Source organism: Bordetella genomosp. 7 (assembly GCF_002261415.1).
Lineage (GTDB): Bacteria > Pseudomonadota > Gammaproteobacteria > Burkholderiales > Burkholderiaceae_B > Bordetella_A.
Genome location: NZ_NEVI01000016.1, coordinates 1 through 24882 on the forward strand (window position 1 = coordinate 1; position 24882 = coordinate 24882).

A 24882-nucleotide genomic window follows, 5' to 3' on the forward strand; every position below is an offset into this window, starting at 1 on the left:
TGGCCCGCATCATCAAGCGCCCACACTTATCGGTTGTTTCGTTGTTAAAGAACAGGTACTGCCACTGCGGTGCTGTTCGATCAGCACAGAAACGAGATTATGAAGCCTTTTTTGAAGGCTGTCAAATTGCCGTTTCTGCAAATTTGACCGGGCTTACCGCCGCCTTCCGGTGCTGCGCGTCGCGAACCCCGAAAGAACGAAACTATACACGAATTTTCTGGACCTTGCTGGCCCAGGGCAAACCGCTGCTTTGCGCGCACCGAGCGCCCGGCTGTGGGGCTTGCCTGGGCCGGGCCACCGTTTACTATGCGTGCTGGACCACGACGCTACCCTTGCCCATGAGTGAAGATATCCTGATCAATGTCACCCCCTTCGAAACGCGGGTCGCGCTGGTGGAGCAAGGCGCGGTTCAGGAGCTCCACGTCGAGCGCAGCATTCAACGAGGCCACGTCGGGAATATCTACCTTGGACGGGTGGTGCGCGTGCTGCCCGGAATGCAGAGCGCCTTTATCGACATAGGCCTGGAGCGCGCCGCTTTCATCCATATTGCCGACCTGCGCGAGAACCGCGGCGAGCGCTCCCAGGGGCTGACGCCCACGGCGATCGAGAAGCTGCTGTTCGAAGGCCAGACCTTGATGGTGCAGGTGATCAAGGACCCCCTGGGGACCAAGGGCGCGCGCCTGTCGACGCAGATCAGCATCGCCGGGCGCATGCTGGTTTACCTTCCGCATGACCCCCACATCGGCATTTCGCAGAAGATCGAGTCCGAATCCGAACGCGCGCAGTTGCGCGAGCGCCTGCAGGCGCTGATTCCCGAGGACGAGAAAGGCGGCCTGATTGTGCGCACGCAGGCCGAGGGCGCCACCGATGAAGAGCTGAGCGCAGACCTGGAATACCTGCGCAAACTATGGGGCCGCGTGCAGGCGGCCGCGCGCAGCCAGCCCGCCCCCGCGCTGCTGCACCAGGACCTGACCCTGGCGCAGCGCGTGCTGCGCGACATGGTGGGCGCACATACCGGCGTCATACAGGTCGATTCGCGTACCACCACTTCCGCCCTTATCGAATGGGCACGCGTGTATACGCCGTCGGTGGCCGACCGCATCCAGCATTACAGCGGCGAGCGTCCGCTGTTCGATACCGCCAACGTCGACGAAGAGATCGCGCGCGCGCTGTCCCGGCGCGTGGACCTGAAGTCGGGCGGATACCTGATCGTCGACCAGACCGAAGCGCTTACCACCGTAGACGTGAACACGGGCGGCTTCGTGGGCGGGCGAAACTTCGACGACACCATCTTCAAGACCAACCTGGAGGCGGCGCAGGCCATTGCCCGGCAATTGAGGCTTCGCAATCTGGGCGGCATCGTGATCCTGGACTTCATCGACATGGAGGACCCGGACCACCGCGAAACCGTGCTGGCCGAACTGAAAAAGGCCTTGTCGCGCGACCGCACCCGCATGACGGTCAACGGGTTTACCCAGTTGGGCCTGGTGGAAATGACCCGCAAGCGTACGCGGGACTCACTGGCACACCAGCTGTGCGAGCCCTGCCCCATGTGCGAGGCGCGCGGCACGGTGCGCACGGCCCGCACGGTCTGCTATGAGATTCTGCGCGAAATACTGCGCGAGGCGCGCCAGTTCAACCCGCGCGAGTTCCGTATCCTGGCCTCGCAAGGCGTGGTGGACTTGTTCCTGGAAGAAGAAAGCCAACATCTGGCGATGCTGGGAGATTTCATCGGCAAACCGGTGTCGCTGGAAGTGGAAACCGCGTACTCACAGGAACAGTACGACATCATCCTGATTTGAGCGCGGCGCGAATGCCGAGGTAGTGCGCCCGTGCGCGCGGCCCAGGGGCCTACCGCAGGGCGGAACCGCCCTGTTGCTCCTGGCCCGCCCGACGCCACGCCGCGATCCGCCGGCCCAGCACAATGACCACCAGGGCGCCCGTCAGCTCGGCAGCCAGCTTCGCCACAGGCGTGGGAGAGCCCAGGCGTTCGACGACGTAGACGTCGCTGACGAGCATTCCCCCGGCAATCCACCCCAGCAAGCCGGCGCCCAGGGTCACCATGAGGGGAAAGCGGTCCATCAGCCTGAGCACCAGGGTGCTGCCCCAGACGATGATGGGCACGCTGACCAGCAGGCCGAATATCACATAGAACATCTGGTGCCCGACATGGGCATTCTGGGCGGCGCCTGCGATCGCGATGACGTTGTCCAGGCTCATGGCGAAGTCGGCCAGGATGATGGTTTTTACCGCCGCCATTACCGAGGCCGTGCTGGCTATGCCGTCATGCTGATCGGCGCCGGGCAGCATCAACTTGATGCCGATCCATAGCAAGAGCGCGCAGCCGATGATTTTCAGGAATGGCACATCCAGCAATACCAGCGCAAAGCTGATGAGGGCCACCCGCAAGACGATGGCGCCGGCGGTGCCCCACAGAATGCCGTGCATGCGCCTGGCGGGCGCCAGGCCGCGGCACGCCAGGGCGATGACGACTGCGTTGTCGCCACCCAGCAGGATATCGACAAGGATAATCTGGAAGACGACGCCCCAATGGAGCGTGGCGAACAACTCTGGCATCGGCGTGTCCGGTTAGCGCGGGGCTTGCAGCGCGGCCGACAGCAGAGTCGCGGGGAAGTCCTCAGGAATGGACCAACCAGACCATTCTATAAAAGCGGCCCGGCAGATGAGCCAATGCCGGCAATGCGAGCAGGGATAATGCCGGATCGGGGGCCGGCGTTATCAGTCGTCGCGAAACTGCATGTTGTACAGCGACGCGTACAGGCCGCCGGCCGCCAGGAGCTGCTCGTGCGGCCCCTGCTCGACGATCTTGCCCGCATCGAGGACGATGATGCGGTCGGCGTTCTGTACCGTGGACAAGCGATGCGCGATAACCAGGGTGGTGCGGCCGCGCATCAGGCGTTCGAGCGACGCCTGCACCTGCCGCTCGGACTCGTTGTCCAGCGCCGATGTGGCTTCGTCCAGGATAAGAATGGGCGCGTTCTTGATGAGCGCACGTGCAATGGCGAGCCGCTGCCGTTGGCCGCCCGACAGGCGGGCTGCGTTTTCGCCGACGAGCGTGTGCATGCCCTGCGGCAGGCTTTCGACGAAATCGAGCAGGTTGGCCGCGGCCAAGGCGTCGCGGATCTGCGCTTCGCTGGCCTGGCCAAGCGCGCCGTAGCCGACGTTTGCGGCGATGGTGTCGTCAAACAGCACGACATCCTGGCTGACCAGCGACAAGTGCGAGCGCAGGCTGCGCAGGGTGAGCTGATCGATGGGTACGTCGTCGACGAGAATGGCGCCCGCGTCGGGAACCACGAAGCGCGGCAGCATGTTTACCAGGGTGGTCTTGCCACTGCCGGATCGCCCTACCAGGGCGACCGTCTGGCCCGGCTCGACCTGGAAGGACACCTGGCTGACGGTGTCGCGATCCGCATCGGCGAAGCGTTGCGTGACGGCGCGGAACTCGATCTTGCCGCGTACCGGCTCCGCAAGGGTACGCGTACCGGCGTCGACTTCGGGTTCCTGGTCGACCAGCGTGAAGACGCTTTCGGCCGCGACCAGCATTTTCTGCATCTTGCCCGCAAGGTTGGTCAGGCGCTTGATGGGGTCGAAGATCTGGGCCAGCGCGGCCATGAACGAGGCAAAGCTGCCCACCGTGAGCGTGCCGCTGTTGGCCTGGCTGAGCGCGACCGCGATAATGGCCCCCACCGAGATCGAAATGCACACCTGGGTGAGCGGCGTCATGGCCGCGTCGGCCGTGGCGGTGCGCATGGCAAAGCGGCGCAGGCGGGCATTGACGAAGGCGAAACGTCCGCGTTCGGCATCGTACCCGTCGAACAGCTTGATGACCCGCTGGCCGTTGATGCCTTCGCTGGCCACCCGGGTAAGCTCGGCGTTCATGTTGACGGTTTCGCGGTTGATGCGCCGCAGGCGGCGGATGAATGCCCGTGCGATCAGGACCGACACCGGCAGCATGACAAGGATGATCACCGTCAGCTGCCACGACATGTACAACAACACGCCAAGCAGCGCGATGACGACCAGCGTTTCGCGAACCAGCACCGTGATGACGTCGGTGGCGTATCCGGTAACGTTACCGGCGTCGATCGTGAAGCGGTTGAGCAGCCGGCCCGTGTCGCCGCGCTTGAAATGGGCGTCGGGCAGGCCCAGCAGGCGGTCGAACATGTCGCGCCGTATGCCCAGCAGCACGTTGTTGGCCACCCAGGCCAGCAGATAATCGCTGAAGAAGTTGCACACCCCGCGCACGAAGATAAGGCCGATGACCGCCAGCGGCAATGCCCAGACATAATATGGCTTGGCGCCGGTAAAACCGTCGTCGAGCAGCGGTTTCATGATGACAGCCAAAGTGGGCTGGGTGGCGGCAGCGCCTGCCATGAGCAGGATGGCAAGCGCCAGACCCTTCCAGTACGAACCGACGCGGCTGTAGATGCGCTTCCAGAGTACGGCCTTGACCGGATCGGAGCCGGCGGGTGCGTGACGTGCAGCAGAATTCAAGGGGCGACTCGCTTTAATACAATTGTGCCCGGATTGTACCGTTCGACCGCCATACCACCGACTTTGCCCATGCCCGAAATCTCCTGCCTTTATGTAAGACTGCCCAATTGGGTGGGTGACGTGTGCATGAGCCTGCCCAGTCTGGCGCGGCTGCAGGAAACCGGATTGCCGCTGGTGCTCTGCGCGCGGCCCTGGGCTCGCGATCTGCTCGATGGCCTGAAGCGGCAGGACTTCATCGCCATGCAGGGGCGGCTGTGGGAAGACGCCGGCGCGGTGCGCCGACACCGCCGCAGCCTGGGAACCGGGGCACGCCCGCGCGGCCTGGCCCTGCCCGACTCGCTGTCCAGCGCAGCCGTGTTCCGGCTGGCCGGCGTGCCGGCCGCGGGATACCGCGACGATGGCCGCAGCCTGCTGTTACGCTGGCCCATTGCCAAGCCGGATGCCGGCCTGCACGCGGTGCAGTCCTGGCACTACCTGACCCGCGCCGCGCTGCAGCGCTGGGGCCTGCCGGCCGGCCCGGAACAACCCGATCCCGAACTGGGGCTGCCCTTGACCGCGGCGCACCGGCAGGCCGCCGACACACTGCTGCGCGACGCCCGGCTGGCCGACAACCCGTTCGTTCTGATCGCGCCTACGGCCACGGGCCTGCACAAAGGCAAGGTAAAGGTCTGGCCCGGATTCGACACCCTTACCCGGGCGTTGCAGGCGCGCGGCCATACGGTGGTCATGTGCCCGCCCCCGGCAGAGGTCGAAGAGGCCCGGCGCAATGCTCCCACCGCCCAACTGCTGCCGGCCGTGCCCCTGGGCGCCTTTGCCGCGCTGACCGCCCGCGCCGCCCTGGTCGTGTGCAATGATTCGGGGGTATCGCATGTGGCGGCCGCGGCCGGCGCCCGCCAATTGACGCTGTTTGGCGTCACCAACCCGGCACGCACCGGCCCCTGGACGCCGCGCGCCGTATGCATGGGGTCGGAACGGAACTGGCCCCACCCCGCCGAGGTCGAACGCGAAGCCTGCGCGTTGCTTGACCGGGCTTCGTGACCGCCTTACTGATTTGATGATGACAAACTACCTGGCCAACCTGATCATTCCCCAGAATCTGTGTGTGACGCTGGTCGTCCTGGGCCTGGTGCTGGGCCTGTTCCGGATGCGCCGCACCGGAGCCGCCCTGGCCGCGGCAGGACTGGCGTGGGTATTGGCCTGGTCGCTGCCGGCCACATCGCTGTGGCTGGGCGGATCGCTGGAATCGCGCTATCCGCACAGGCCGCCCCAGGAACTGCCTACCGCGGATGCCATCGTGGTGTTGGGCGGCAACACGGCCAACGGACGCGCCAACTGGTTCCTTCCCTACGACAAGGAAACCGCCGTGGTACGCGTGGACACGGCAATCGAGCTGTATAAGGCAGACCGCGCGCCGCGCGTGGTGCTGTCCGGCGGCGCACTGGAAGGCGACGTCAGCGAAGCGCGCGGCATGGCGTTCCTGATGAAGCAGCAAGGGGTGCCGGAAGAAGCCCTGCTTCTGGAGAACGCCAGCCGCACGACTTACGAAAACGCGATGTTGACCGAAGAGGAACTGAAGGAACACGGCTTCAACAACATCTTGCTGGTTACGTCGGCCCTGCACATGCCACGGGCCATGGCGGCGTTTTCCAAGCTGGGCGTATCGGCCATTCCCGCGTCGACCCCGCCGCAGATCGTGCTTCCGGCCGATGGGTCCGTACAACCCTGGATGCCGCACATGCGTACGCTGGAGGCCAGCCGCTCGATCATCAAGGAATACGCCGGCCTGCTGGTGTATTGGCTGAGAGGCTGGGTATGAGCGGCCAGGCGGCCCCGTTGGCGTGCCGGCCGGGCTGCGGCGCCTGCTGTATTGCGCCGTCGATTACCTCGCCCATTCCGGGCATGCCCGACGGCAAGCCAGCCGGCATGCCGTGCGTGCAACTGTTGCCAGACATGCGCTGCGCGCTGTTCGGGCAGCCCACGCGCCCCGCCTTCTGCGGCGGTCTGCAGCCGCAGGCCGAGATGTGCGGCGACACACGCGCAGACGCCATTGCGTGGCTGACCAGGCTGGAAGCCGTCACCGCCCCCGCGGGGTGAGCGGCGCGGCGGTACCCCGCATCAGGCCTCCAGCGCCTTGCGGTAGACGTCCAGCGTCGCCTCGGTGAAATCACGCATATTGAAGTCGTTCAGGGCCTTGGTCCGCGCCGCTGCTCCCATGACTGCCAGCTGCCCGGGGTCGTGCAGCATGCCCTGCAACACCGCCGCAATGGCGCGCACATCACGCACCGGCACGATCCAGCCATCGACCCCATGGGTGACGTTTTCGGGAAGGCCGCCGGCGTCGGAGACCAGCGCGGGCAGGCCCAGCGACATCAATTCGCGGCAGGCGTACGACAAGGCCTCGCGGTAAGAGAGCACGAATCCGGCATGGCAGCAGGCCAGGGCATCCCGCACATCGTCGAGCAGACCGGGAAATACCAGCAGGTCCTGCATGCCCGCCGCGCGCACGCGCGCCAGCTTGGCCTCGTTGGGCGGGTCGCCGGCCACGAGGATGCGTATGCGCCGGCGTTGTTCGTCCGGCAGGCTTGCGGCCGCCTCGACCAGATCGAGCCAGCCCTTGTCGTAGTCGGTACCGCCGGCGCTGCCCAATAGCAAGTGGCCTTGCCAACCCGGGCCGAAGTACCGGCCGCGCAACGCGTCCAAGGTTTGTTCGGACTGCGGCGCGAAGTAATCGGTATCGATGCCATGCCTGATCGTGTGGATGGGCAGGCGGCCATAGGGAGATTGGTCGAGCAGCCCATGCACGTAGTCGCTGACGGCGATCACGCGATCGGTGGCCAGGCGCGCACGCAGACGGTGCCCCAGGGTATCCAGCGGGTGGTCGTTGTGCTTGGTGAACACTACGCGCGGCCGCTCGCGCAACCCCGCCAAGGCCAGCATCACCTGCTTGTGGTCCGCAGACCCATTGACGTGGATGATGTCATAGGCATGCCGGCGAATCAGCCGGCGCAGCGCAGCCCTTTCCCCGAACCACGACGCAGGTCGCGTGGAAAAACGCATGTCCACGGTGCGCACTCCCGCAATAGCCCCTGCGTAGCGATACAGGCGGCTGGTTCCGGGTGTGGCCACGGTAACCTCATGGCCGCCTGCCAACGCCCGGGCCAGGCCGGTAATGTACGTGGCATGGCCTCCGCCATTGCGCGGGTGGAAGTTGGTGTAGAGGATTTTCACTTGCGCGCGTCGGACAGGAAACTGAGCTTGGCATAGCGGAAGAAGCTGCCGGCGGCCGCCGTCACGGCCAGCACAAGACCGTGGCGTCCGTCGAGAAATCCGCGCCGGATCAGGTAGATGCGCACGAAGGTCCAGAATCCGTGCCCCAGCGCACTGAATACCGTGGCACGCTTGCCGCGGGCGTGCATCATGGCGGCGGCGTCCGATGAATACCGGTTGACCTTGTTGATCAGCGCGTCGAGATCGGGATACGGGTAATGCAGGAAATGCCCCTGCAACTTCAACGCAGGCCGCTCGGGCACCACGCGTTCGTGCACCGCAGCGTCGGTGAACCGGGCCGTGCCGCGCTTGAACAGCCGCAGCACGTAGTCGGGCCACCAGCCGCTGTGGCGGATAAGACGGCCACAAAAGTCGGACAGCCGGGCGATTTCATAAGCATCGGCCTGCGGCGCCGCGATCGCGGCCTGTATCTCGCGGGCCAGTTCCGGCGTGACGCGTTCGTCGGCATCGATAGACAATACCCAGTCGCCCGTTGCGAGATCCAGCGCGCGATTTTTCTGGGGGCCGAACCCCGGCCAATCGGGCGTGACATGCACGCGCGCGCCAAAGTCGCGGGCCAGCTCGACGGTGTTGTCGGTGCTGCCCGAGTCGACCACGATGAACTCGTCGGCAAACGCCACGGATTCGAGGCAGCCCAGGATGTGGGCGGCCTCGTTCTTGGTGATGATGATGACTGACAGCGTCATGGACGGTTCCTCATGCGCCGTTTCCAGGCTTTCCAGGCGTGGTAGCGAGGGCCCCACATTGGATGGCGCGACAGCCAGATGCGGCGGTTGAGCCATCCGCCCCCGAGGTTGCGCACGGCGAAACGATAGATATGCTCGGGATCGGCGCCGGGCACGTTCTGGCCCAGCGCGTCGGTGGTGTACAGGTGCCTGAAGCCCGCCTGGCGGGCCGCCTGCACATAGTCTGCGTCGAAATACCCCTGCGGCCAGCATAGATGATCGCTCGCCTGCCCCAGGTGCTGCGCCAGCGCGGCGCGCGAATCGGCGAGTTCACGCGCGATGTGCTCGCGCTTGGCCGCCACGTCGGGGCCGCACTGCTTGTCCCAACGCGTATGGGTGTGGGTGTGAGAATGGATTTCGAAGGTTCCGGCGGCCAGCATGGCCTGCGCCTCGCTCCAGCGCACGATGACTTCGTCGGCGCGGCCCTCGGCAATGAGCTGCTTGGTTGCGTGGTGATCGGGCGACGCGGGCAATGGGCCCGCCTGCCCCGCGTGCGGGCGCACCGGGCCGTCGCCCGCCCAGCCGGTGACGAGGAACAACACCGCCTTCATGCCATAACGCTGCAGCACCGGATGTGCGTACGTCCAGTTATTGAGATAGCCATCATCGAACGTGATGAGCACGGATTTTTCCGGCACGCGCCCGCCCGCCAGGAACTCTGCGAGCTGGGCAGTTCCGAGCGAGGTGTAGCCCGCGCGGGCCAGGCCTGCGATCTGCTGTTCGAAGACCTGGGGCGTGACGGCGATCATGCCGCCCGAGGGCGTGACGTGGTGGTACATGAGTACCGGGATATTCGGGGCGTTATTCATGATTGCCTTTCGGCCAGCCATTTGCGATAGACGGCCTCGGTATTCTGGGCCAGGCGCGCCGGCGAAAAAACCCCTTCTTCCCAGACCATGCGCCGCCCTGCCTCGCCCATCGTACGGCGCAATTGCGGATCGTCGACGAGACGCCGCAACGCGGCTTCGAGGGCATCCCGGTCTTTGACAGGCACCAGGATGCCGGTAATGCCGTCGCGCATCATTTCGGGCACACCGCCCACGTTAGTGCCGATGACGGGCAGCCCTGCGGCCTGCGCCTCGACGTATACGGTGCCCGAGGCCTCTTGCTGGGTAGCCAGGGCAAATATGTCGAAACCTGCCAGCAAGTTGGGAACGTCGCGCCGCGTGCCCATCAAATGGATGCGGTCCTGCAGGCCGAGTTCGTGCACATAGGCCTGGGTTTGCTCGAAAGTGGGCGAACCCGAGCCGACGAACACCATGTGCAAGTTGCCGCGTTCGGCCATCATTGGGCGGATGGCATCGATGAGATCTTTGTGGCCCTTGGCCGCCCGCATGACCGCAACGCATCCCACGACGATGTCGTCGGCGCCGAGGCCGAGTTCGCCGCGCAAGGTAGAATGCTCGACGGGCGGCGGCAGGACCACCGGCGAATACAGCGTGGCGGTGTGCTCGGCAGGCACGCCGCGGCTGATGAGATAGCGGCGCACGTAATCGCTGACGGTGGTCACGCGGTGCGGCAGCCACGTGTACGACAGCATCGAGCCCACTTTGCTTGCCAGGTGCCGCGTGCGCACGATCAGCGGGGCGCCGACGAGCCTGCCGGCCGTGCCGGCGATAAGGGTGTCGATGCGGCTGTGCGTATTGATGACGTCGTAGCGCCCGGCGCGCAGGATGCGCTGCATCGCCGCGACGCCCTTCAGGTAGTTGGCCAGCCCGCCCATGGGCAGGGTGTGCACTGTGAACCCGGCTTCGCGCAGGCGGGGCACCAGTTGCGCGTGAGGCTGGCACACGGCCTCGAGATGATGCCCGCGCGCGCGCATGGCGTGCATCTCTTTGAAGATGCGATGTTCCTGCCCGCCGAATGCGACGGCGGCCTCGGTATGGAGAATGCGCAAAGGCTGCATCAGTAAGTGACCTCGACGCCATCGGGTTTGACCCAGGCGGACAGATTTTCGAGCAGCGCATCGGCCATGCGCACGCGCCATTCTTCGCCCAGGCGGACCGTGCATTGGAAATTGTCGCGCTGGTAGACGATGTCGACGGGCACGCCGGGCACGCCATTTTCCGGTTCGGCGCGGAACGGGTTGAGCAACTGCCGCAGCTTGCCGGCGTCGGCCTGGCCATTGAGCCTGACGCGCAGCGACTTGGCCCGCGCCTCGCGCGCCAGCTGCAGGTCGTACAACTGCTCTGCGACGATGCGCATGCCGCCAGAGTATTCGTCGTTGCTGACCTTGCCCTGCACAATGATCAATTGGTCTTCGCGCAGGCGAGAGCGATGCTTTTCGTACAACTCGTTGAAGACGGAGATCTCGAGCTGGGCGGTGCCGTCATCGAGCACAGCGAAAACCATTTTGCCGCGCCTGGTCATCATGGTGCGCACGCCGGCCAGCACGCCGCACATCCACTGCAGGTCGCGCTGCGGTTCAATGCGCGCGAGCTGAGTGGGAACGATGCGCCGGACTTCATCTCGCCAGTGGTCGAACAAATGCCCGCTGAAATAGAATCCCAGCGCCGTCTTTTCTTCGGTGAGCTTGGCGTGCAGGTTCCAGGGGGCCACTTTGCTGAGTTCGCCGGCCACCACGTCGCCGCTGTCGTCGCCGAACAAGGACACCTGGTTGGCGCTGCGTGCGGCCTGCTCCGCCGCTTCCATCGCCGTGCCCACCGAAGCCAGCATGGCCGCGCGGTTGGGCTCGATGCTGTCGAACGCGCCCGCCTTGATCAGGGCCTCGATCGTACGGCGGTTCACTGCATGCTTGTTGACCCTGCGGCAGAAGTCGAACAGGTTGGCAAACGGGCCGCCCGCTTCGCGGGCACGCAGTATTTCTTCGACGGCGCCCTGCCCTGTGCCCTTGACCGCACCCAGGCCATAGCGCATGGTGCGCGGCGGCTTGCCTTGTCGGGTGTATTCGTCGGCCACCGGCTCGAAGCGGTACCCCGACGTATTGACGTCCGGGGGCAGCACCACCACGCCGTTGTCCTGCGCGTCGCGGCAGAACACCTGGACCTTGTCGGTGTCGTCCATATCGGACGAGATCGTGGCGGCGAGGAACTCGGCGGGATGGTACGCCTTCAGCCAGGCGGTCTGGTATGCGATGAGCGCGTATGCTGCCGAGTGCGATTTGTTAAAGCCGTAGCCCGCGAATTTCTCCATCAGGTCAAAGAGCTTGACCGCCAGATCCGGATCATGGCCCTTTTCTTTGGCGCCCTGCTGAAAGAGCTCGCGATGCTTGGCCATTTCTTCGGGCTTTTTCTTGCCCATGGCACGACGCAGCAGGTCGGCGCCGCCCAGCGAATAGCCGCCGATGATCTGCGAGATCAACATCACCTGCTCTTGGTACACGATGACCCCGTACGTGCTCTTGAGGGTCGGCTCCAGGTCGGGATGGAAGTAATCGACGGCGGCGCGGCCATGCTTGCGATTGACGAAGTCGTCGACCATGCCGGACTCGAGCGGGCCGGGACGGTACAGCGCCAGCATGGCGATGATGTCTTCGAAAGTGTTGGGGCGCAGTTTCTTGAGCAGTTCTTTCATGCCGCGCGATTCGAGCTGGAACACCGCGGTGGTGTTCGCATCGCACAGCACCTTGTAGGCTGCCGGGTCATCCAGCGACAGCGCCATGATGTCGAAATCGCGCTTGCTTTCGTTGAACTGGCGCACGTAGCGCACGGCCCAGTCAAGAATCGTAAGGTTGCGCAGCCCCAGGAAGTCGAACTTGACCAGGCCCGCCGCTTCGACGTCGTCTTTATCGAACTGGGAGACCGCGCTGTTTTCCTGCCCCGGCTGGCAGTACAGCGGGCAGAAATCCGTCAGCTTGCCCGGCGCGATCAGCACTCCGCCCGCGTGCATGCCGATATTGCGGGTCAGGCCTTCGAGGGGGCGCGCCAGGTCGACCAGGGCGCGGACCTCTTCTTCTTGATCGTAGCGCTCTTTGAATGCGGGCTCGTCTTTGAGCGTGCGGTCGAGCGACCAGGGATCGGCCGGGTTGAACGGGATCAGCTTGGACAGGCCGTCGCAGAACAGATACGGCATGTCGAGCACACGCCCCGCGTCGCGCACCACCGCCTTGGCGCCCAGGGTGCCGAACGTGGCGATCTGGCTGACGGCCTCGCGGCCGTATTTCATCTTGACGTAGTCGATGACCCGCTCGCGGTTGTCCTGGCAGAAGTCAATATCGAAGTCGGGCATCGACACCCGTTCGGGGTTCAGGAATCGCTCGAACAGCAAGTCATAGCGGATGGGGTCCAGATCCGTGATCCCCAGCGCATAGGCCACGAGCGAACCCGCGCCGGAACCGCGGCCCGGACCGACGGGAACGCCGTTCTGCTTTCCCCAGTTGATGAAGTCCTGAACGATCAGGAAGTAGCCCGGAAAACCCATCTGGATGATGGTTTTGCATTCCCAGCGCAGGCGTTCGTAGTACTGGGCACGCTTGGCGTCGCGCTCGGCATCGTCCGGAAAGAGGAAGCTCAGCCGCTTTTCGAGCCCCTGTTCAGAAAGCTGCACGAGATAGTCGTCCAGCGAAACGCCGTCGGGCGTCGGGAAGTTGGGCAGGCGGGGCTTGCCCAGCACTAAGGTCAGGTTGCAGCGCTTGGCGATCTCGACCGTATTGGCCAGGGCCGAAGGCACGTCGGCAAAGCGGCGCGCCATTTCTTCGGAGCTGAGCAGGTACTGCTCTTTCGTGAACCGGCGCACCCGTCGAGGATCGGCAAGGATCTCGCCCTGGGCGATACACACTCGCGCCTCGTGCGCCTGGAATTCGGATTCGTCGAGGAACTGCACCGGATGCGTGGCCACCACCGGCAGCCGGGCCTCGGCGGCCAGGCGCATGGCGGCCTGGGTGTAGGCCTCGTCGCCATCAGCGCCGGTGCGCTGCAACTCGATATAGAACGCGCCCGGAAACAACTGGCCCCATTGCCGGGCAAGCGACAGCGCAGTGACCGCATTGCCGGCCTCAAGCGCATGGCCGATATCGCCGGCGCGGCCGCCCGAAAGCGCGATAAGCCCCTGCTGCCCCTGCAGCCATTCACGGCGGATCTCGGGGCGGCCCCTGCCCTGGTTTTCCAGGAACGAGCGCGTCAGCAATTCGCACAGGCTCAGGTAGCCCGCGTGGTTGCGCACCAGCAACAGCAGGCGATAGGGCTTGTCGGGATCGTCGTCATTGGTGAGCCAGACATCGCAGCCGGCGATGGGCTTGATGCCCGCCCCCCGCGCGCCCTTGTAGAACTTGATCAGGCCAAACAGATTGGACAGGTCGGTCAGCGCGACCGCAGGCTGGCCCAGCTTGGCCACGCGCTTGATCAGGTCGGGAATGCGGACAATGCCGTCCACCACCGAAAATTCGGAATGGACGCGCAGGTGGACAAAGGCAGGCGAGGAAGTGACGGCTTCGGACATGGCCGGAATTGTACCCAGTCGGCCGGCCCGGCAACGCAGTTATTGCCCGGCTTGCGCCAGGGTCGCCCAGCTATGTAACAATATGGTTTTACCCAGAATCCGCCTTGCAGCGGAAGCATGCGTATCCATGAAATGGCTCATTGCGGGCATATGGCTGGCCTCCATATTGTTTGCCCACTTCCGAGGCCGTGTGCGACTGCGGCTGACACGCCAGCTGCTGGACCAGTCTGTACTGCTGGCGCCGGTCAACGCGTTCATGGTGCTGTGCTCGCGGGTACCCACCACGCCGTACCTGCCCACCCGCGAGATTCCCGAGCTGCAGGTGCTGGACGACAACTGGGAAGTCATACGCGAAGAAGCCCTGAAAATGGCCGAGCTGCGGCGCATCAAGGCCGCCGAGCGCCATGACGACATCGGGTTCAATTCGTTTTTCAAGTATGGCTGGAAGCGCTTTTACCTGAAATGGTATGACGCCCGCCACCCGTCGGCCGAAGAGTTGTGCCCGCGCACGGTGGCCATACTGAAAGGGCTGCCCAAGGTAAAGGCCGCCATGTTCGCCGAGCTGCCGCCCGGCGGCAAGCTCAACCGCCACCGCGACCCGTTCGCCGGCTCGCTGCGGTATCACCTGGGGCTGGTCACGCCCAACGATGACGCCTGCCACATCATCGTCGATGGCGAAACCTATAGCTGGCGCGACGGCGAAAGCGTGGTGTTCGACGAGACCTACGTGCACGAGGCGCACAACAAGACCGAGGCCAATCGCATCATCCTGTTCTGCGACGTCGAACGCCCGCTGAAGTGGGGCTGGGCCGAGTCCTTCAACCGCTGGTTCGGCCGCGTGGTGATGTCGGCGGCCAGTTCGCCCAACGACAGCGGCGACCAGACCGGCGCGATCAACAAGCTGACCCATGCGCATTGGGTCATCGACCAGAAGCGCAAGCAGTTCAAGGCCTGGAACCGTACGGCGTACAAGGCTACCAAGTGGGGCTTGATCGTGCTGGCGGTGGTGGCGTTTCTGGCGTGGTAGGCATAGGCCCTGCCGCCTAATGCGAGGTATCGGGCACCTTCGGAGCCTGACACCGGGTTCCATCACGCGATAGTCGCACCGCCGCGCGGGCGCCGGCGGCGCCTCAGCATTCCACAATGTTCACGGCCAGGCCACCACGGGCGGTCTCTTTATATTTGGTTTTCATGTCGGCGCCCGTCTCGCGCATGGTCTTGATGACCGAATCCAGCGACACATAATGGTGGCCGTCTCCGCGCAAGGCCATGCGTGCGGCGTTGACCGCCTTGACCGAGGCCATTGCATTGCGCTCGATACACGGAATCTGCACCAGGCCGCCCACCGGGTCGCACGTCAGGCCCAGATTGTGTTCCATGCCGATTTCCGCGGCGTTTTCGACCTGCTCTACCGTACCGCCCAGCACGGCCGCCAGCGCGCCGGCCGCCATGGAACAGGCGACGCCCACCTCGCCCTGGCAACCCACCTCGGCCCCGGATAATGAGGCGTTGTACTTGTAGAGCAGCCCGATCGCGGCGGCGGTAAGCAGAAAGTCGCGCACCCCGGCGCAGCTGGCGCCCGGCACAAAGCGGTCGTAATAATGCAGCACCGCCGGAATGATGCCCGCCGCCCCATTGGTGGGCGCTGTCACCACCCGCCCGCCGGCGGCGTTTTCTTCATTGACCGCCATGGCGTACAGGTTGACCCAATCCATCACAGACAGCGGATCGGGAAGCGTGCGCTCGGCACGCACTGTCAGGCTTCGGTAGAGTTCGGGCGCGCGCCGGCGCACCTTCAGCGGACCGGGCAGTTCGCCATCGGCCTGCGGGTGGTCAATGCCGCACCCCCGGCTGACGCAGTCCTGCATCACCTGCCAGATGCGGTCGAGCTCGGCCTCGACCTGCTCCTGCGCGCGCCAGGTGAGTTCGTTGCGCATCATGAGCTGCGCCACCGTCAGGCCGTTTTCACGGCACATCGACAGCAGGTCGCGGCCGGTACGAAAGGCAAAGGGCAACTGATCGTGCGCGGCAATAACCTGCGAGTTGGGCGCGCCGGCCGTGACGACGAAACCGCCGCCCACCGACAGATACCGGGACTCGCGCAGGACATCGCCGTTGCTGTCGCAGGCGTGGAATTTCATGCCGTTGGGGTGCTCTGCCAGCGCGATGCGGCGGTAGAACAGGATGTGTTCCCATTCGATGAAGGGCACATCGAAGTGCCCCAGCAACGGCAAGACTTTGCGGGCGCGAACCTGGTCCAGCAGGCCGGCAATGGCTGCCGGATCGACGGTGTCGGGCGCGTGGCCCATGAGGCCCAGCATCACGCCCTTGTCGGTGCCGTGCCCCTTGCCGGTGGCCCCCAGGGAACCGTAGAGCTCGACGCGCAGGCTGGCAACCTGCGGCAGGAGCCCGTCGCGCTGCAACCCTTGCGCAAACAGCAATGCCGCGCGCATGGGGCCAACCGTATGCGAGCTGGATGGCCCGATACCAATCTTGAACAGGTCAAAGGCAGATACCGCCACGGCAGACTCCCGGCAAAGACAACGGCAACAAGCTTAACGGACGGCCGCCAACGCGTTGCGGGAGCGGATTTCGCACCGGAGCGCGGCCATGCGATGATTGCCGTCTGACATGTCATTTTACTGATGCCGGCAAGGCCGGCGAATCTGGAGCGGCCAACGATAAATGTCTGGGATTCTGCCTTTGCTGGATTTCGCAGGGTATGTCGCCCTGCTGCTGTGGGGTGTGCACATGGTGCAGACCGGTGTACAACGCGCCTACGGCGCGGCGCTGGGCGCCGCTTTGGGGCGCGCCCTGGGCACGCGCCTGCGCGCCTTCGGAACCGGCCTGGGCATTACCGCCGCGCTGCAGAGCAGCACGGCCACCGGGCTGATGATCACCGGCTTTGCCGCGGGGGGGCTCGTGGGGCTGGGGCCGGCGCTGGCGGCGATGCTGGGAGCCAATGTGGGCACCACCCTCATCGTGCAGGTGCTGTCGTTCGACCTGACCTCGCTGGCGCCGGCGCTGATCCTGGCCGGCGTATGGATGTTTCGCCGCTATCCGCCCGGGCGCACCCGCGACCTGGGCCGGGTGTTCATCGGCCTGGGCCTGCTGCTGCTCGCCCTGCATCAGCTGGTGTCGCTGTTCGCCCCCCTGCAAAACGCCCCGCTGCTGGCGCTTATCCTCGACGCGCTGGCCACGCAGCCGGTGGCTGCCGTACTGCTGGCCGCTGCCCTGACCTGGGCTGCACACTCGAGCGTGGCCGTGGTCGTGCTGGTCATGTCGCTTGCCGACCATCACCTGGTGGCGCCCGAACTGGCTATCGCCCTGGTGCTGGGCGCCAACCTGGGCACGGCCGTCAACCCCATGATCGAAGGCGTCAGCGGCGACGATCCGGCCGCCCGCCGGCTGCCGCTGGGCAACTTGCTGACCCGCGTGGCCGGCGTGCTTGCCGGCCTGATATTGCTGCCCTGGCTGCCCGGCTGGATAGCTATACTGGGTGGAGACAGCGCGCGCGAAGTGGCGAACTTCCACACGGTGTTCAACACCGCCGTGGCCCTGGTCTTTCTGCCCTTGCTGGGCCCGTATGCGGCGCTGCTGATCCGCTGGCTGCCCAAGCGCACCGATCCCAACGACCCGGCGCGACCGCAATACCTGGACGAGGCGGCGCACGACGTGCCGGCGGTGGCGCTGGGCAACGCAGCGCGCGAGGCGCTGCGCATGGCCGACATGCTGCAGACCTTGCTGATGTATGCGCGGGCGGGCTTCAAGCGCGACAACCGCCACCGCATGGTGCAGGCGCGCCAGCTCGATAATGCGCTCGACAAGATCGAGACGGCCATCATCACTTATCTGGCTCTGCTCGACCGCGAGAACATGACCGGCGACGATGTGAAGCGGCTCGACGACATCCTGGCCTTTGCCAGCAATATCGGCCACGCCGGCGACATCGCATACCATGGCCTGCTGAATCACGTGGGCCGCCTGCGCAAGCACGGCTGGGCGCTGCTGCCCGAGCAGCGCCAGCGGCTGGACGAAACGCTGGGTCGCCTGATCGCGAACCAGCGTCAGGCGGCGGCCCTGTTTGTCAACGACGACGTGCGACAGGCCCGGGAGCTGGCGCGCGAGAAGGCGCGCTTCCGTGAGCTGGAAACGCACGAGGCCGAGCTGCACCTGCAGAAAATCAAGTCCGGCGAAGTGGATGCAGCCGAGGTCGGCGCCTTGTACATGGATATCGTGCGGGACATGAAAGGCATCAACTCGCACGTCGTGGGCGCGTCGGCGTATCCGCTGCTGGCGCGCCGCGGCGAACTTCTTCCGAGCCGCCTGCGCCCAACGGAAGACTGAGCCTGCCGCGACAGCCCGGGCGCCGCGGCAGGCCGTCCGGTCAGGCCAGGTGGCGCTGGAACCAATCCAACATCCGCTGCCAGCCGTCGCGAGCGTCGGCGGCGCGGTACATCGGCCGGTAATCGGCCAGGAAACCGTGGCCGGCGTCGGGATACACCACCACTTCTGAAGCGCGCGCGGCGGCATTGCCCTGCGCCAACGTTGCCTTCAGCGCATCGACGTCTTCCAGCGGAATGCTGGCATCCTTGCCGCCGTAAAGGCCCAGCACGGGGCCTTGCAGGTCGGCCGCCACGTCGAGCACGACCTGCTTGATCAGCGGGCCGTGGCCGGTGCTGAGCTTGCCATACCACGCCACGCCAGCCTTGATGGCGGGGTTGCGGGCGGCATACATCCAGGTAAGGCGCCCGCCCCAGCAGAAACCGGTGATGCCCGCGCGCCGGGTATCGCCGCCATTTTGCTCGGCCCATGCCAGGCTGGCATCGAGGTCGGCGTAGACCTGTTCGTCGGGAACCTTGGCGACAATTTCCTGGATCAGCTTGGGCACGTCGGTATAGGCCGCCGCATCGCCCTGGCGCTGGTACAGCTCGGGAGCCACGGCCAGGTAGCCGGCCTTGGCCAGACGCCTGCAGATATCCTTGATGTGCTCGTGCACGCCGAATATTTCCTGCACCACCAGCACCACGGGCAGGCCAGTGCGGCCCTGCGGCGCCGCGTAATAGGCGGAAATCGAGCCGTCGTGCACGGGCAGGTCGAATACACCGTGCGCGAGGCCGTCGGCGTCAGTATGGATGGTGGTGTCTGCAGGATTGCCGGCAGCGGGGGCAAAGCTCATGTGGGACTCCTGTACTGGCGGGCCCCGAAACGGGCCCTAGTGCTCGTGGGTGGCCTGATGGCCGGCGGGCCGCGCCGTTTCGTGCGTGTGGCCATGCGCCGCGCCGTGGGCATGCTCGTGCCCGTGCGCCGGCCCATGATGCAGCAACGACGTGACGCCATAGATGACGATAACGCCTGCGCTCACCAGCAGCAACTGCGGTACCGCTTCGCGCAGCGAGCCGCGCTCATGCATCTGCGGGATCAGGTCGGCCACCGAAATATATAGAAAGCTGCTGGCGGCGACGACCAGCACGTATGGCACCCACTGCTGCGCGTCCTGCAAGGCGAAAAAACCGATCACCCCGCCCAGCGCGGTGCACAGGCCGGAACACAGAATCAGCACAAAGGCCCGCCGGCGCGCCAGGCCCGCGTTGATCAGCACGACGAAGTCACCGAGCTTGTGCGGCACCTCGTGCACGATGATGGACGCCGCGGTCAGCACGCCCAGCACGGGATCGGCCAGAAAGGCGGCTGCCACCAGCACACCGTCGCACAGGTTGTGCAATGAACTGCCCACCAGGATGAGCACGCCGCCGCGCCCGGCCTCGTGGCGGTCGTGCCCCTTGTGGTGATGATGGCCGTCGCCCTCGTGGTGATGGCTGTGGCGCAGCAGGGCAATTTTCTCGAGCACGAAAAAACCGAGCAGGCCGGCCAGCATCAGGGCGAACAAGGTATGGGCGTCGGCGGTGGCGCTTTCGAAGGCCTCGGGCAGCAGATGCAGCAAGGCCACCGACAACAGCACGCCTACCGACAGGCTAACCATGTGGTGCAGATACTTGCTGAAAACGCGATAGGCGAGCCAGCTGGCGGCCGCTACGGCAAGAAGGCCGCCGGACATGGTGGCCAGCAAGATCCAGAAGAGCAGCATGGGTGACTTAGCGGAGGGTAGAAGAAGATATATTATATCATTTCATGCAGCTACCCCCGGCGTCCCTCTGCCGCTAGTGCGCCTGCTCCCAATTGGGGCCAGCGCCTACCTCGGCCACCAGCGGCACCCGCAGCTGCGCCACCCCGCACATGAGCTCCGGCAAATGGGCGCGCACCGTGGCGAGTTCGTCATCGGGCACTTCGAGCACCAGTTCGTCGTGTACCTGCATGATCATGCGCGACGCCATGCGTTCGGCGGCGAGCCAGTCCTGCACGGCGACCATGGCCATCTTGATCAGGTCGGCCGCCGTGCCCTGCATGGGCGCATTGATGGCCGCGCGCTCGGCGCCCTGCCGTCGCGGGCCGGACGCGGCGCGGATGTCGGGCAATTGCAGGCGACGGCCGAATACGGTCTCGACATAGCCTTGCTGGCGCGCCAGTTGCCGGGTGTGCTCCATATACTGGGCCACGCCGGGGTAGCGCGCGAAATACCGGTCGATGTAGGCCTGCGCGGCGTCGCGGGTGATGCCCAGGTTGGAAGCCAGGCCAAATACGCCCATGCCGTAGATCAGGCCGAAGTTGATGGCCTTGGCGGCGCGGCGCTGCTCTGCGCCGACCTCGGCCAGCGGCACGCCAAAGATTTCGGACGCCGTGGCGCGGTGGATGTCTTCGCCCGCAGCGAACGCCTGCTGCAGATTGGCGTCATCGGACACGTGCGCCATGATGCGCAGCTCGATCTGCGAATAATCGGCCGAGACCAGCACGCCCTGTTCGGCGATGAAGGCCTCGCGCACCCTTCTGCCCGCTTCGGTACGTACCGGAATGTTCTGCAGGTTGGGCTCGGACGACGCCAGCCGCCCCGTGATGACGGCGGCCTGCGAGTAATGTGTATGCACGCGGCCCGTGCGCGCATTGATCATGCGCGGCAGCTTGTCGGTATAGGTGGATTTCAGCTTGGACAGGCCCCGGTATTCGAGCAGTACCTGCGGCAAGGGATAGTCACGGGCCAGCTTGGACAGCACTTCTTCGTCGGTGGACGGTGCCCCGCTGGCCGTCTTGCGCACCACCGGCAATTGCATGCGGCCAAAGAGGATCTCGCCCAATTGCTTGGGCGAATTCAGGTTGAACGGCTGACCGGCCAGTTCATAGGCGCGCTGTTCCAGCACGAGCATTTCCTGCCCCAGCTTGTGACTCTGGCGGGCCAGTTCCGCAGCGTCGACCCTGACGCCATTGCGCTCGATAATGGTCAGCACGCGCGACACCTGGATTTCGAGCTCGTAGATGCGCTCGAGGCCGGGGTCGGCGGCCACCCTGGGACGCAGGGCATGGTGCAGCTGCAGCGTGAAATCGGCGTCTTCGCACGCGTAGTGGCCGGCACGATCGACCGCCACTTCGTCGAAACAGATCTGCTTGGCGCCCTTGCCGCAGAGTTCCTCGTACGTGATGCCGCCCCGCCCCAGATAACGCTGCGCCAGATCATTCAGGCCCACGCCGCGGTGGGATTCCAGCACGTAGGCCTGCAACATCGTGTCGTCGACGATGCCCGCCAGGGCGATGCCCTCGTTGGCAAACACGTGAGCGTCGTACTTGGCGTGGTGCAGCAGCTTGGCACGCGCCGGATCTTGCAGCCAATCGCGCAGGCGCTCGAGCACCGCCTGCTTGGGCAATTGCTCGGCGCTGTCGGGCCCGCGATGGGCCACGGGAATATAGCAAGCCACGCCGGGCGCCACGGCCATGGAAATGCCCACCAGGCTGGCCTGCATTTCGTCGAGCGAGGTGGTTTCGGTATCGACGGCGACCAGCGGGGCGTCGGCCACCTGCGCCATCCATTCATCAAAGGCCGGCCAGGTCGAGATGATCTGGTATCGCAGTTCGGCCGGCGCAGCCGGCGCTTCGGCGATGACGCGGGCGTCGCCCGCGGGCACTCGCTGGGCATCGCCGGTAAGTTCGCGCAGCCAGGTGCGGAACCCATAGCGCTCGTACAGCGCCTGCAGGGTCTCGACATCGGGCTGGCTGGGCGCCAGATCGTCGATGGATGCCACGTGGCCGGTAAGATCGCAATCGCACTTTACCGTAAGCAACTGGCGTGTCAGGGGGAACTGGTCGATGGCGGCACGCAGATTGCTACCTGCTACGCCCTTGATGGTGTCGGCCTGAGCCACCAGAGCGTCGATAGAGCCATGCTCGGCCAGCCATTTCGCGGCCGTCTTGGGCCCTACCTTGGTAACGCCGGGCACGTTGTCGACCGTGTCGCCCACGAGCATCAGATAATCGACGATGCGCTGGGGCGGCACGCCGAACTTGCGCTCTACGCCGGCGACGTCGAGCACTTCGCCGCTCATGGTATTGACCAGCGTGACTTGGGGAGTAACCAACTGGGCGAGGTCTTTATCGCCGGTAGAGACAATGGTGTGTACGCCTTGCCGCGCGGCATGATGGGCCAGGGTGCCGATGATGTCGTCGGCTTCGACGCCTTCGATGGCCAGCACCGGCCACCCCAGGGCCTTCACGGCCTGGTGGATGGGCTCGATCTGCGCGGCCAGGTCGTCGGGCATGGGAGGACGATGAGACTTATAGTCGGGGAACAGATCGTCGCGGAATGTTTTGCCGCGCGCATCGAAAACGCACGCTGCGTAGTCTGCTTTATGATCCGACACCAGCTTGCGCAGCATATTTACGACGCCGTAGAGCGCACCCGTTGGCTCACCTTGCGCATTGCGCAGATCGGGCATAGCGTGAAAAGCGCGGTACAGGTAGCTCGAACCGTCGACCAGCAATAAGGTTTTATTCATGGTTACAAAAGCAGAACTAGAAACGCCCGCCGGTAAGCAAATACCGGTGATTATGTCAGAGATACAGGAGGCGGCAGAACAATTGGCCGACATCGGCCCCGCCGTCAGCGTATTCGGAAGCGCCCGCATCAGCCGCGATTCGCCGCATTACCAGAGGTGCGTCGCCATTTCCACGGCGCTGGCCCAGGCCGGCTTTGCGGTTATTGCGGGCGGCGGCCCCGGCATCATGGAAGCCGCCAATAAAGGCGCCTTCGAGGCTGGCGGCGTCAGCGTGGGCCTGAACATCAGCCTGCCGCATGAAGCGCACAATAATGAATACCAGACCATCAGCCTGTCGTTCGAGTATTTTTATTCGCGCAAGGCCACTTTTTTCATGCACAGCTTTGCCTATGTGGCGCTGCCCGGCGGCTTTGGCACCATGGATGAGTTGTTCGAAGCCCTGACCCTGATCCAGACAGGCAAGGTGCCGCCCGCGCCCATCATCCTGGTGGGCAGCGAGTACTGGCAGGGCCTGGTGCAATGGCTGGGCGAACAGATGCTGCCCAACGGCATGATTGCGGCACACGACCTGGAGCTGTTTACGATAGAAGACGATCCGGACAAGGTCGTGCAATGCGTCGTGGACTTTCATAGCCAACGGCGCACGCCGAATTATCCGCCCACCCTGCCCGGCTGACCTGCTAAGCCAGCGCTTCTGCCAACGCCTGCCGCGCACGCACCACAAACTCGCTTTCGTCGGCGCGCGCGGGCAGCAATGCAAACTGAACCTGGGGCAGCGCGGGCAGGCCCGCGCCTGACAGCCGTTCGACCCCGGGAGCCAGCGCCGACTCGTTCAGGCAGGCCACGCCCAGTCCGGCGGCCAGCGCCAGTTGCACGCCGGCCACGCCGGAGGCGACGTGCGCCACCGTGTACATGCGGCCTCGGCGTACCAGCAGGCGTTCGGCGAACTGGCGCAGGGCGCACGATTCGGGCAGGGCCACCAGCGGCAGCGGCGCACCGCGCGCCACTTGCGTCCCCGGCGCGCCCATCCAACACAGCGGCTCGCGCCGCAACACGATGCCCGGCGTTCGCCTGGCGCCCGGGACGCACACCTGCATCGTCAGGCCAAGGTCGTACTCGCCTTGGGCGCAAGCCGCCTCGACCTCGCCGCTTTTCATGATCGCCACGTGCAGGCGCACCTGGGGATAGCGCTGGTTCAGGCGCCGCAGCAGCCCGGCGACATCGCGGGGGCGGAAGTAATCGGTGAGCGCCAGGCGCAGCTCACCATCGAGCGGCACGCCTCGCAGGTCGCGCAGGGCCTCGTCCGCCATGGCCAGGATGCGCGCCGCGTGGGCCTGCAGGCGCAGGCCCGCGGGGGTGGCGCGCACACCCGTCTTGCCGCGCGCCAGCAGCGGCTGGCCGGCACGCTGTTCCAGCTTGCGTATTTGTTCGCTGACGGCGGATTGCGACAGGTGCACCAGCGGCGCCGCGGCCGTAAAACTGCCCGCGTCCAGCACTACGACGAACGTGCGCAATTGGTCGAGGTCGAATCCCTGCACGATCTATCCAACGGTTTTTTCGTTGGATGCTATCGTAAATTCCCGTTTTTCAGATGTCAAAGGCGCCACTAGACTGGCGGCACGGTCGATCGAGACCGCATCTAACCGTCCAGGGAGCCAGCATGCCGCACATCGTCATCCATCTGTCGGGACAGCCCGACCCCACGACCAGCCGGCAAGTGGTCGACAAGGTCATGGAACTTACTCACGCGGTGCTGGGCAAGGCCCCGGAAGTCACCGCCATTACGCTGCAGTACATCGCGCAGGATGACTGGTTCATCGCCGGAAAACCCCTGTCGGAAACGGGGCAGCACGCGTTTCACCTGGACATCAGCGTCACGGACGAGACAAACACCAAGCAGGAGAAGGCCCGCTACATCGCGGCCATTCATACAGCCTTCGGGCAGCTGCTGGGCAGGCTGCATGAGTGCTCGTATGTGCATGTGATCGATGCGCGGGCCACCGCCTATGGGTACGGTGGCGCCACCCAGGAATACCGGCACCAGCGCGCGGGGGTGTAAAAAAGGCGGCGCCGTGGCG

Annotated in this window: 20 protein-coding genes; 8 read left to right on the forward strand and 12 right to left on the reverse strand. The window is 65.2% G+C overall.

All coding sequences use genetic code 11. From position 1 onward, the window contains the following. The first annotated feature begins 338 nt into the window (after positions 1-338). On the forward strand, positions 339-1802 hold the full coding sequence (gene rng, locus CAL18_RS10740; RefSeq protein WP_026638731.1) for a ribonuclease G: 1464 nt from the start codon (positions 339-341) through the stop codon (positions 1800-1802). A 49-nt stretch (positions 1803-1851) separates the two neighbouring features. Here rng and CAL18_RS10745 read toward each other — a convergent pair whose 3' ends face one another. Continuing rightward, the gene (locus CAL18_RS10745; protein ID WP_026638732.1) at positions 1852-2577 is read right to left on the reverse strand and encodes a TerC family protein; all 726 of its coding nucleotides are present in this window, start codon (positions 2575-2577) and stop codon (positions 1852-1854) included. A gap of 162 nt (positions 2578-2739) precedes the next feature. Beyond that, positions 2740-4515 (reverse strand): lipid A export permease/ATP-binding protein MsbA, encoded by a 1776-nt coding sequence (gene msbA, locus CAL18_RS10750; protein WP_094817838.1) that lies wholly within the window; start codon positions 4513-4515, stop codon positions 2740-2742. A gap of 69 nt (positions 4516-4584) precedes the next feature. Here msbA and CAL18_RS10755 point away from each other — a divergent pair, with 69 nt between their 5' ends. The 3 genes from CAL18_RS10755 to CAL18_RS10765 are packed head-to-tail and all read left to right on the forward strand — an operon-like array spanning position 4585 to position 6609. Next, positions 4585-5553, forward strand: coding sequence for a glycosyltransferase family 9 protein (locus tag CAL18_RS10755; protein WP_094796782.1), 969 nt, complete (start codon positions 4585-4587; stop codon positions 5551-5553). Positions 5554-5572: 19 nt separating this feature from the next. Beyond that, entirely contained in the window at positions 5573-6331 is a 759-nt protein-coding gene (locus CAL18_RS10760; protein WP_419670175.1) for a YdcF family protein, read from the forward strand. Then, positions 6328-6609, forward strand: coding sequence for a YkgJ family cysteine cluster protein (locus CAL18_RS10765; RefSeq protein WP_038852064.1), 282 nt, complete (start codon positions 6328-6330; stop codon positions 6607-6609). The genes CAL18_RS10760 and CAL18_RS10765 overlap by 4 nt, the downstream gene beginning before the upstream one ends. A gap of 21 nt (positions 6610-6630) precedes the next feature. Here CAL18_RS10765 and CAL18_RS10770 read toward each other — a convergent pair whose 3' ends face one another. From CAL18_RS10770 to dnaE, 5 genes are read right to left on the reverse strand one after another with little or no spacing between them, the layout of a single operon-like run. Further along, on the reverse strand, positions 6631-7743 hold the full coding sequence (locus CAL18_RS10770) for a glycosyltransferase (RefSeq protein WP_094817839.1): 1113 nt from the start codon (positions 7741-7743) through the stop codon (positions 6631-6633). Then, a complete protein-coding gene (locus CAL18_RS10775; RefSeq protein ID WP_094796784.1) occupies positions 7740-8489 on the reverse strand; it encodes a glycosyltransferase family 2 protein in 750 nt (249 codons plus the stop codon). The genes CAL18_RS10770 and CAL18_RS10775 overlap by 4 nt, the downstream gene beginning before the upstream one ends. Then, the gene (locus CAL18_RS10780; RefSeq protein WP_094817840.1) at positions 8486-9337 is read right to left on the reverse strand and encodes a polysaccharide deacetylase family protein; all 852 of its coding nucleotides are present in this window, start codon (positions 9335-9337) and stop codon (positions 8486-8488) included. The genes CAL18_RS10775 and CAL18_RS10780 overlap by 4 nt, the downstream gene beginning before the upstream one ends. Continuing rightward, the gene (locus CAL18_RS10785; protein WP_094817841.1) at positions 9334-10434 is read right to left on the reverse strand and encodes a glycosyltransferase family 4 protein; all 1101 of its coding nucleotides are present in this window, start codon (positions 10432-10434) and stop codon (positions 9334-9336) included. Before CAL18_RS10785 ends, CAL18_RS10780 begins: the two co-directional genes overlap by 4 nt. Continuing rightward, the gene (gene dnaE / locus CAL18_RS10790) at positions 10434-13925 is read right to left on the reverse strand and encodes a DNA polymerase III subunit alpha (protein ID WP_026638740.1); all 3492 of its coding nucleotides are present in this window, start codon (positions 13923-13925) and stop codon (positions 10434-10436) included. Before dnaE ends, CAL18_RS10785 begins: the two co-directional genes overlap by 1 nt. Before the next feature lie 127 nt (positions 13926-14052). On the opposite strand from dnaE, the gene lpxO reads away from it, so the two are divergent. Beyond that, positions 14053-14952, forward strand: a complete 900-nt coding sequence (lpxO, locus tag CAL18_RS10795) for a lipid A hydroxylase LpxO (RefSeq protein WP_026638741.1) — start codon at positions 14053-14055, stop codon at positions 14950-14952. Between the two features lie 103 nt (positions 14953-15055). On the opposite strand, the gene CAL18_RS10800 is transcribed toward lpxO, so the two are convergent. Further along, positions 15056-16447 (reverse strand): L-serine ammonia-lyase, encoded by a 1392-nt coding sequence (locus CAL18_RS10800; protein WP_094817842.1) that lies wholly within the window; start codon positions 16445-16447, stop codon positions 15056-15058. A gap of 163 nt (positions 16448-16610) precedes the next feature. Between CAL18_RS10800 and CAL18_RS10805 the strand changes: the two genes are divergently transcribed. Further along, positions 16611-18272 carry a Na/Pi cotransporter family protein gene (locus tag CAL18_RS10805; RefSeq protein ID WP_094817843.1) on the forward strand — a complete coding sequence of 554 codons (1662 nt, stop codon included), beginning with the start codon at positions 16611-16613 and terminating at the stop codon, positions 18270-18272. Positions 18273-18312: 40 nt separating this feature from the next. Here the strand turns inward: CAL18_RS10805 and CAL18_RS10810 are convergent, their stop codons facing one another. The 3 genes from CAL18_RS10810 to polA all read right to left on the reverse strand — a co-directional run bounded on the left by CAL18_RS10810 (position 18313) and on the right by polA (position 22804). Continuing rightward, positions 18313-19104 (reverse strand): dienelactone hydrolase family protein, encoded by a 792-nt coding sequence (locus tag CAL18_RS10810; RefSeq protein WP_026638744.1) that lies wholly within the window; start codon positions 19102-19104, stop codon positions 18313-18315. A 36-nt stretch (positions 19105-19140) separates the two neighbouring features. Next, entirely contained in the window at positions 19141-20013 is an 873-nt protein-coding gene (locus CAL18_RS10815) for a ZIP family metal transporter (protein WP_094796788.1), read from the reverse strand. Between the two features lie 73 nt (positions 20014-20086). Continuing rightward, positions 20087-22804 (reverse strand): DNA polymerase I, encoded by a 2718-nt coding sequence (polA, locus tag CAL18_RS10820; protein ID WP_038852065.1) that lies wholly within the window; start codon positions 22802-22804, stop codon positions 20087-20089. Between the two features lie 52 nt (positions 22805-22856). Between polA and CAL18_RS10825 the strand changes: the two genes are divergently transcribed. Further along, positions 22857-23480 (forward strand): TIGR00730 family Rossman fold protein, encoded by a 624-nt coding sequence (locus tag CAL18_RS10825; RefSeq protein ID WP_026638745.1) that lies wholly within the window; start codon positions 22857-22859, stop codon positions 23478-23480. Positions 23481-23484: 4 nt separating this feature from the next. On the opposite strand, the gene CAL18_RS10830 is transcribed toward CAL18_RS10825, so the two are convergent. After that, on the reverse strand, positions 23485-24342 hold the full coding sequence (locus tag CAL18_RS10830; protein ID WP_094817844.1) for a LysR substrate-binding domain-containing protein: 858 nt from the start codon (positions 24340-24342) through the stop codon (positions 23485-23487). A 122-nt stretch (positions 24343-24464) separates the two neighbouring features. Between CAL18_RS10830 and CAL18_RS10835 the strand changes: the two genes are divergently transcribed. After that, the gene (locus tag CAL18_RS10835) at positions 24465-24863 is read left to right on the forward strand and encodes a tautomerase family protein (protein ID WP_026638747.1); all 399 of its coding nucleotides are present in this window, start codon (positions 24465-24467) and stop codon (positions 24861-24863) included. Positions 24864-24882: the final 19 nt, after the last annotated feature.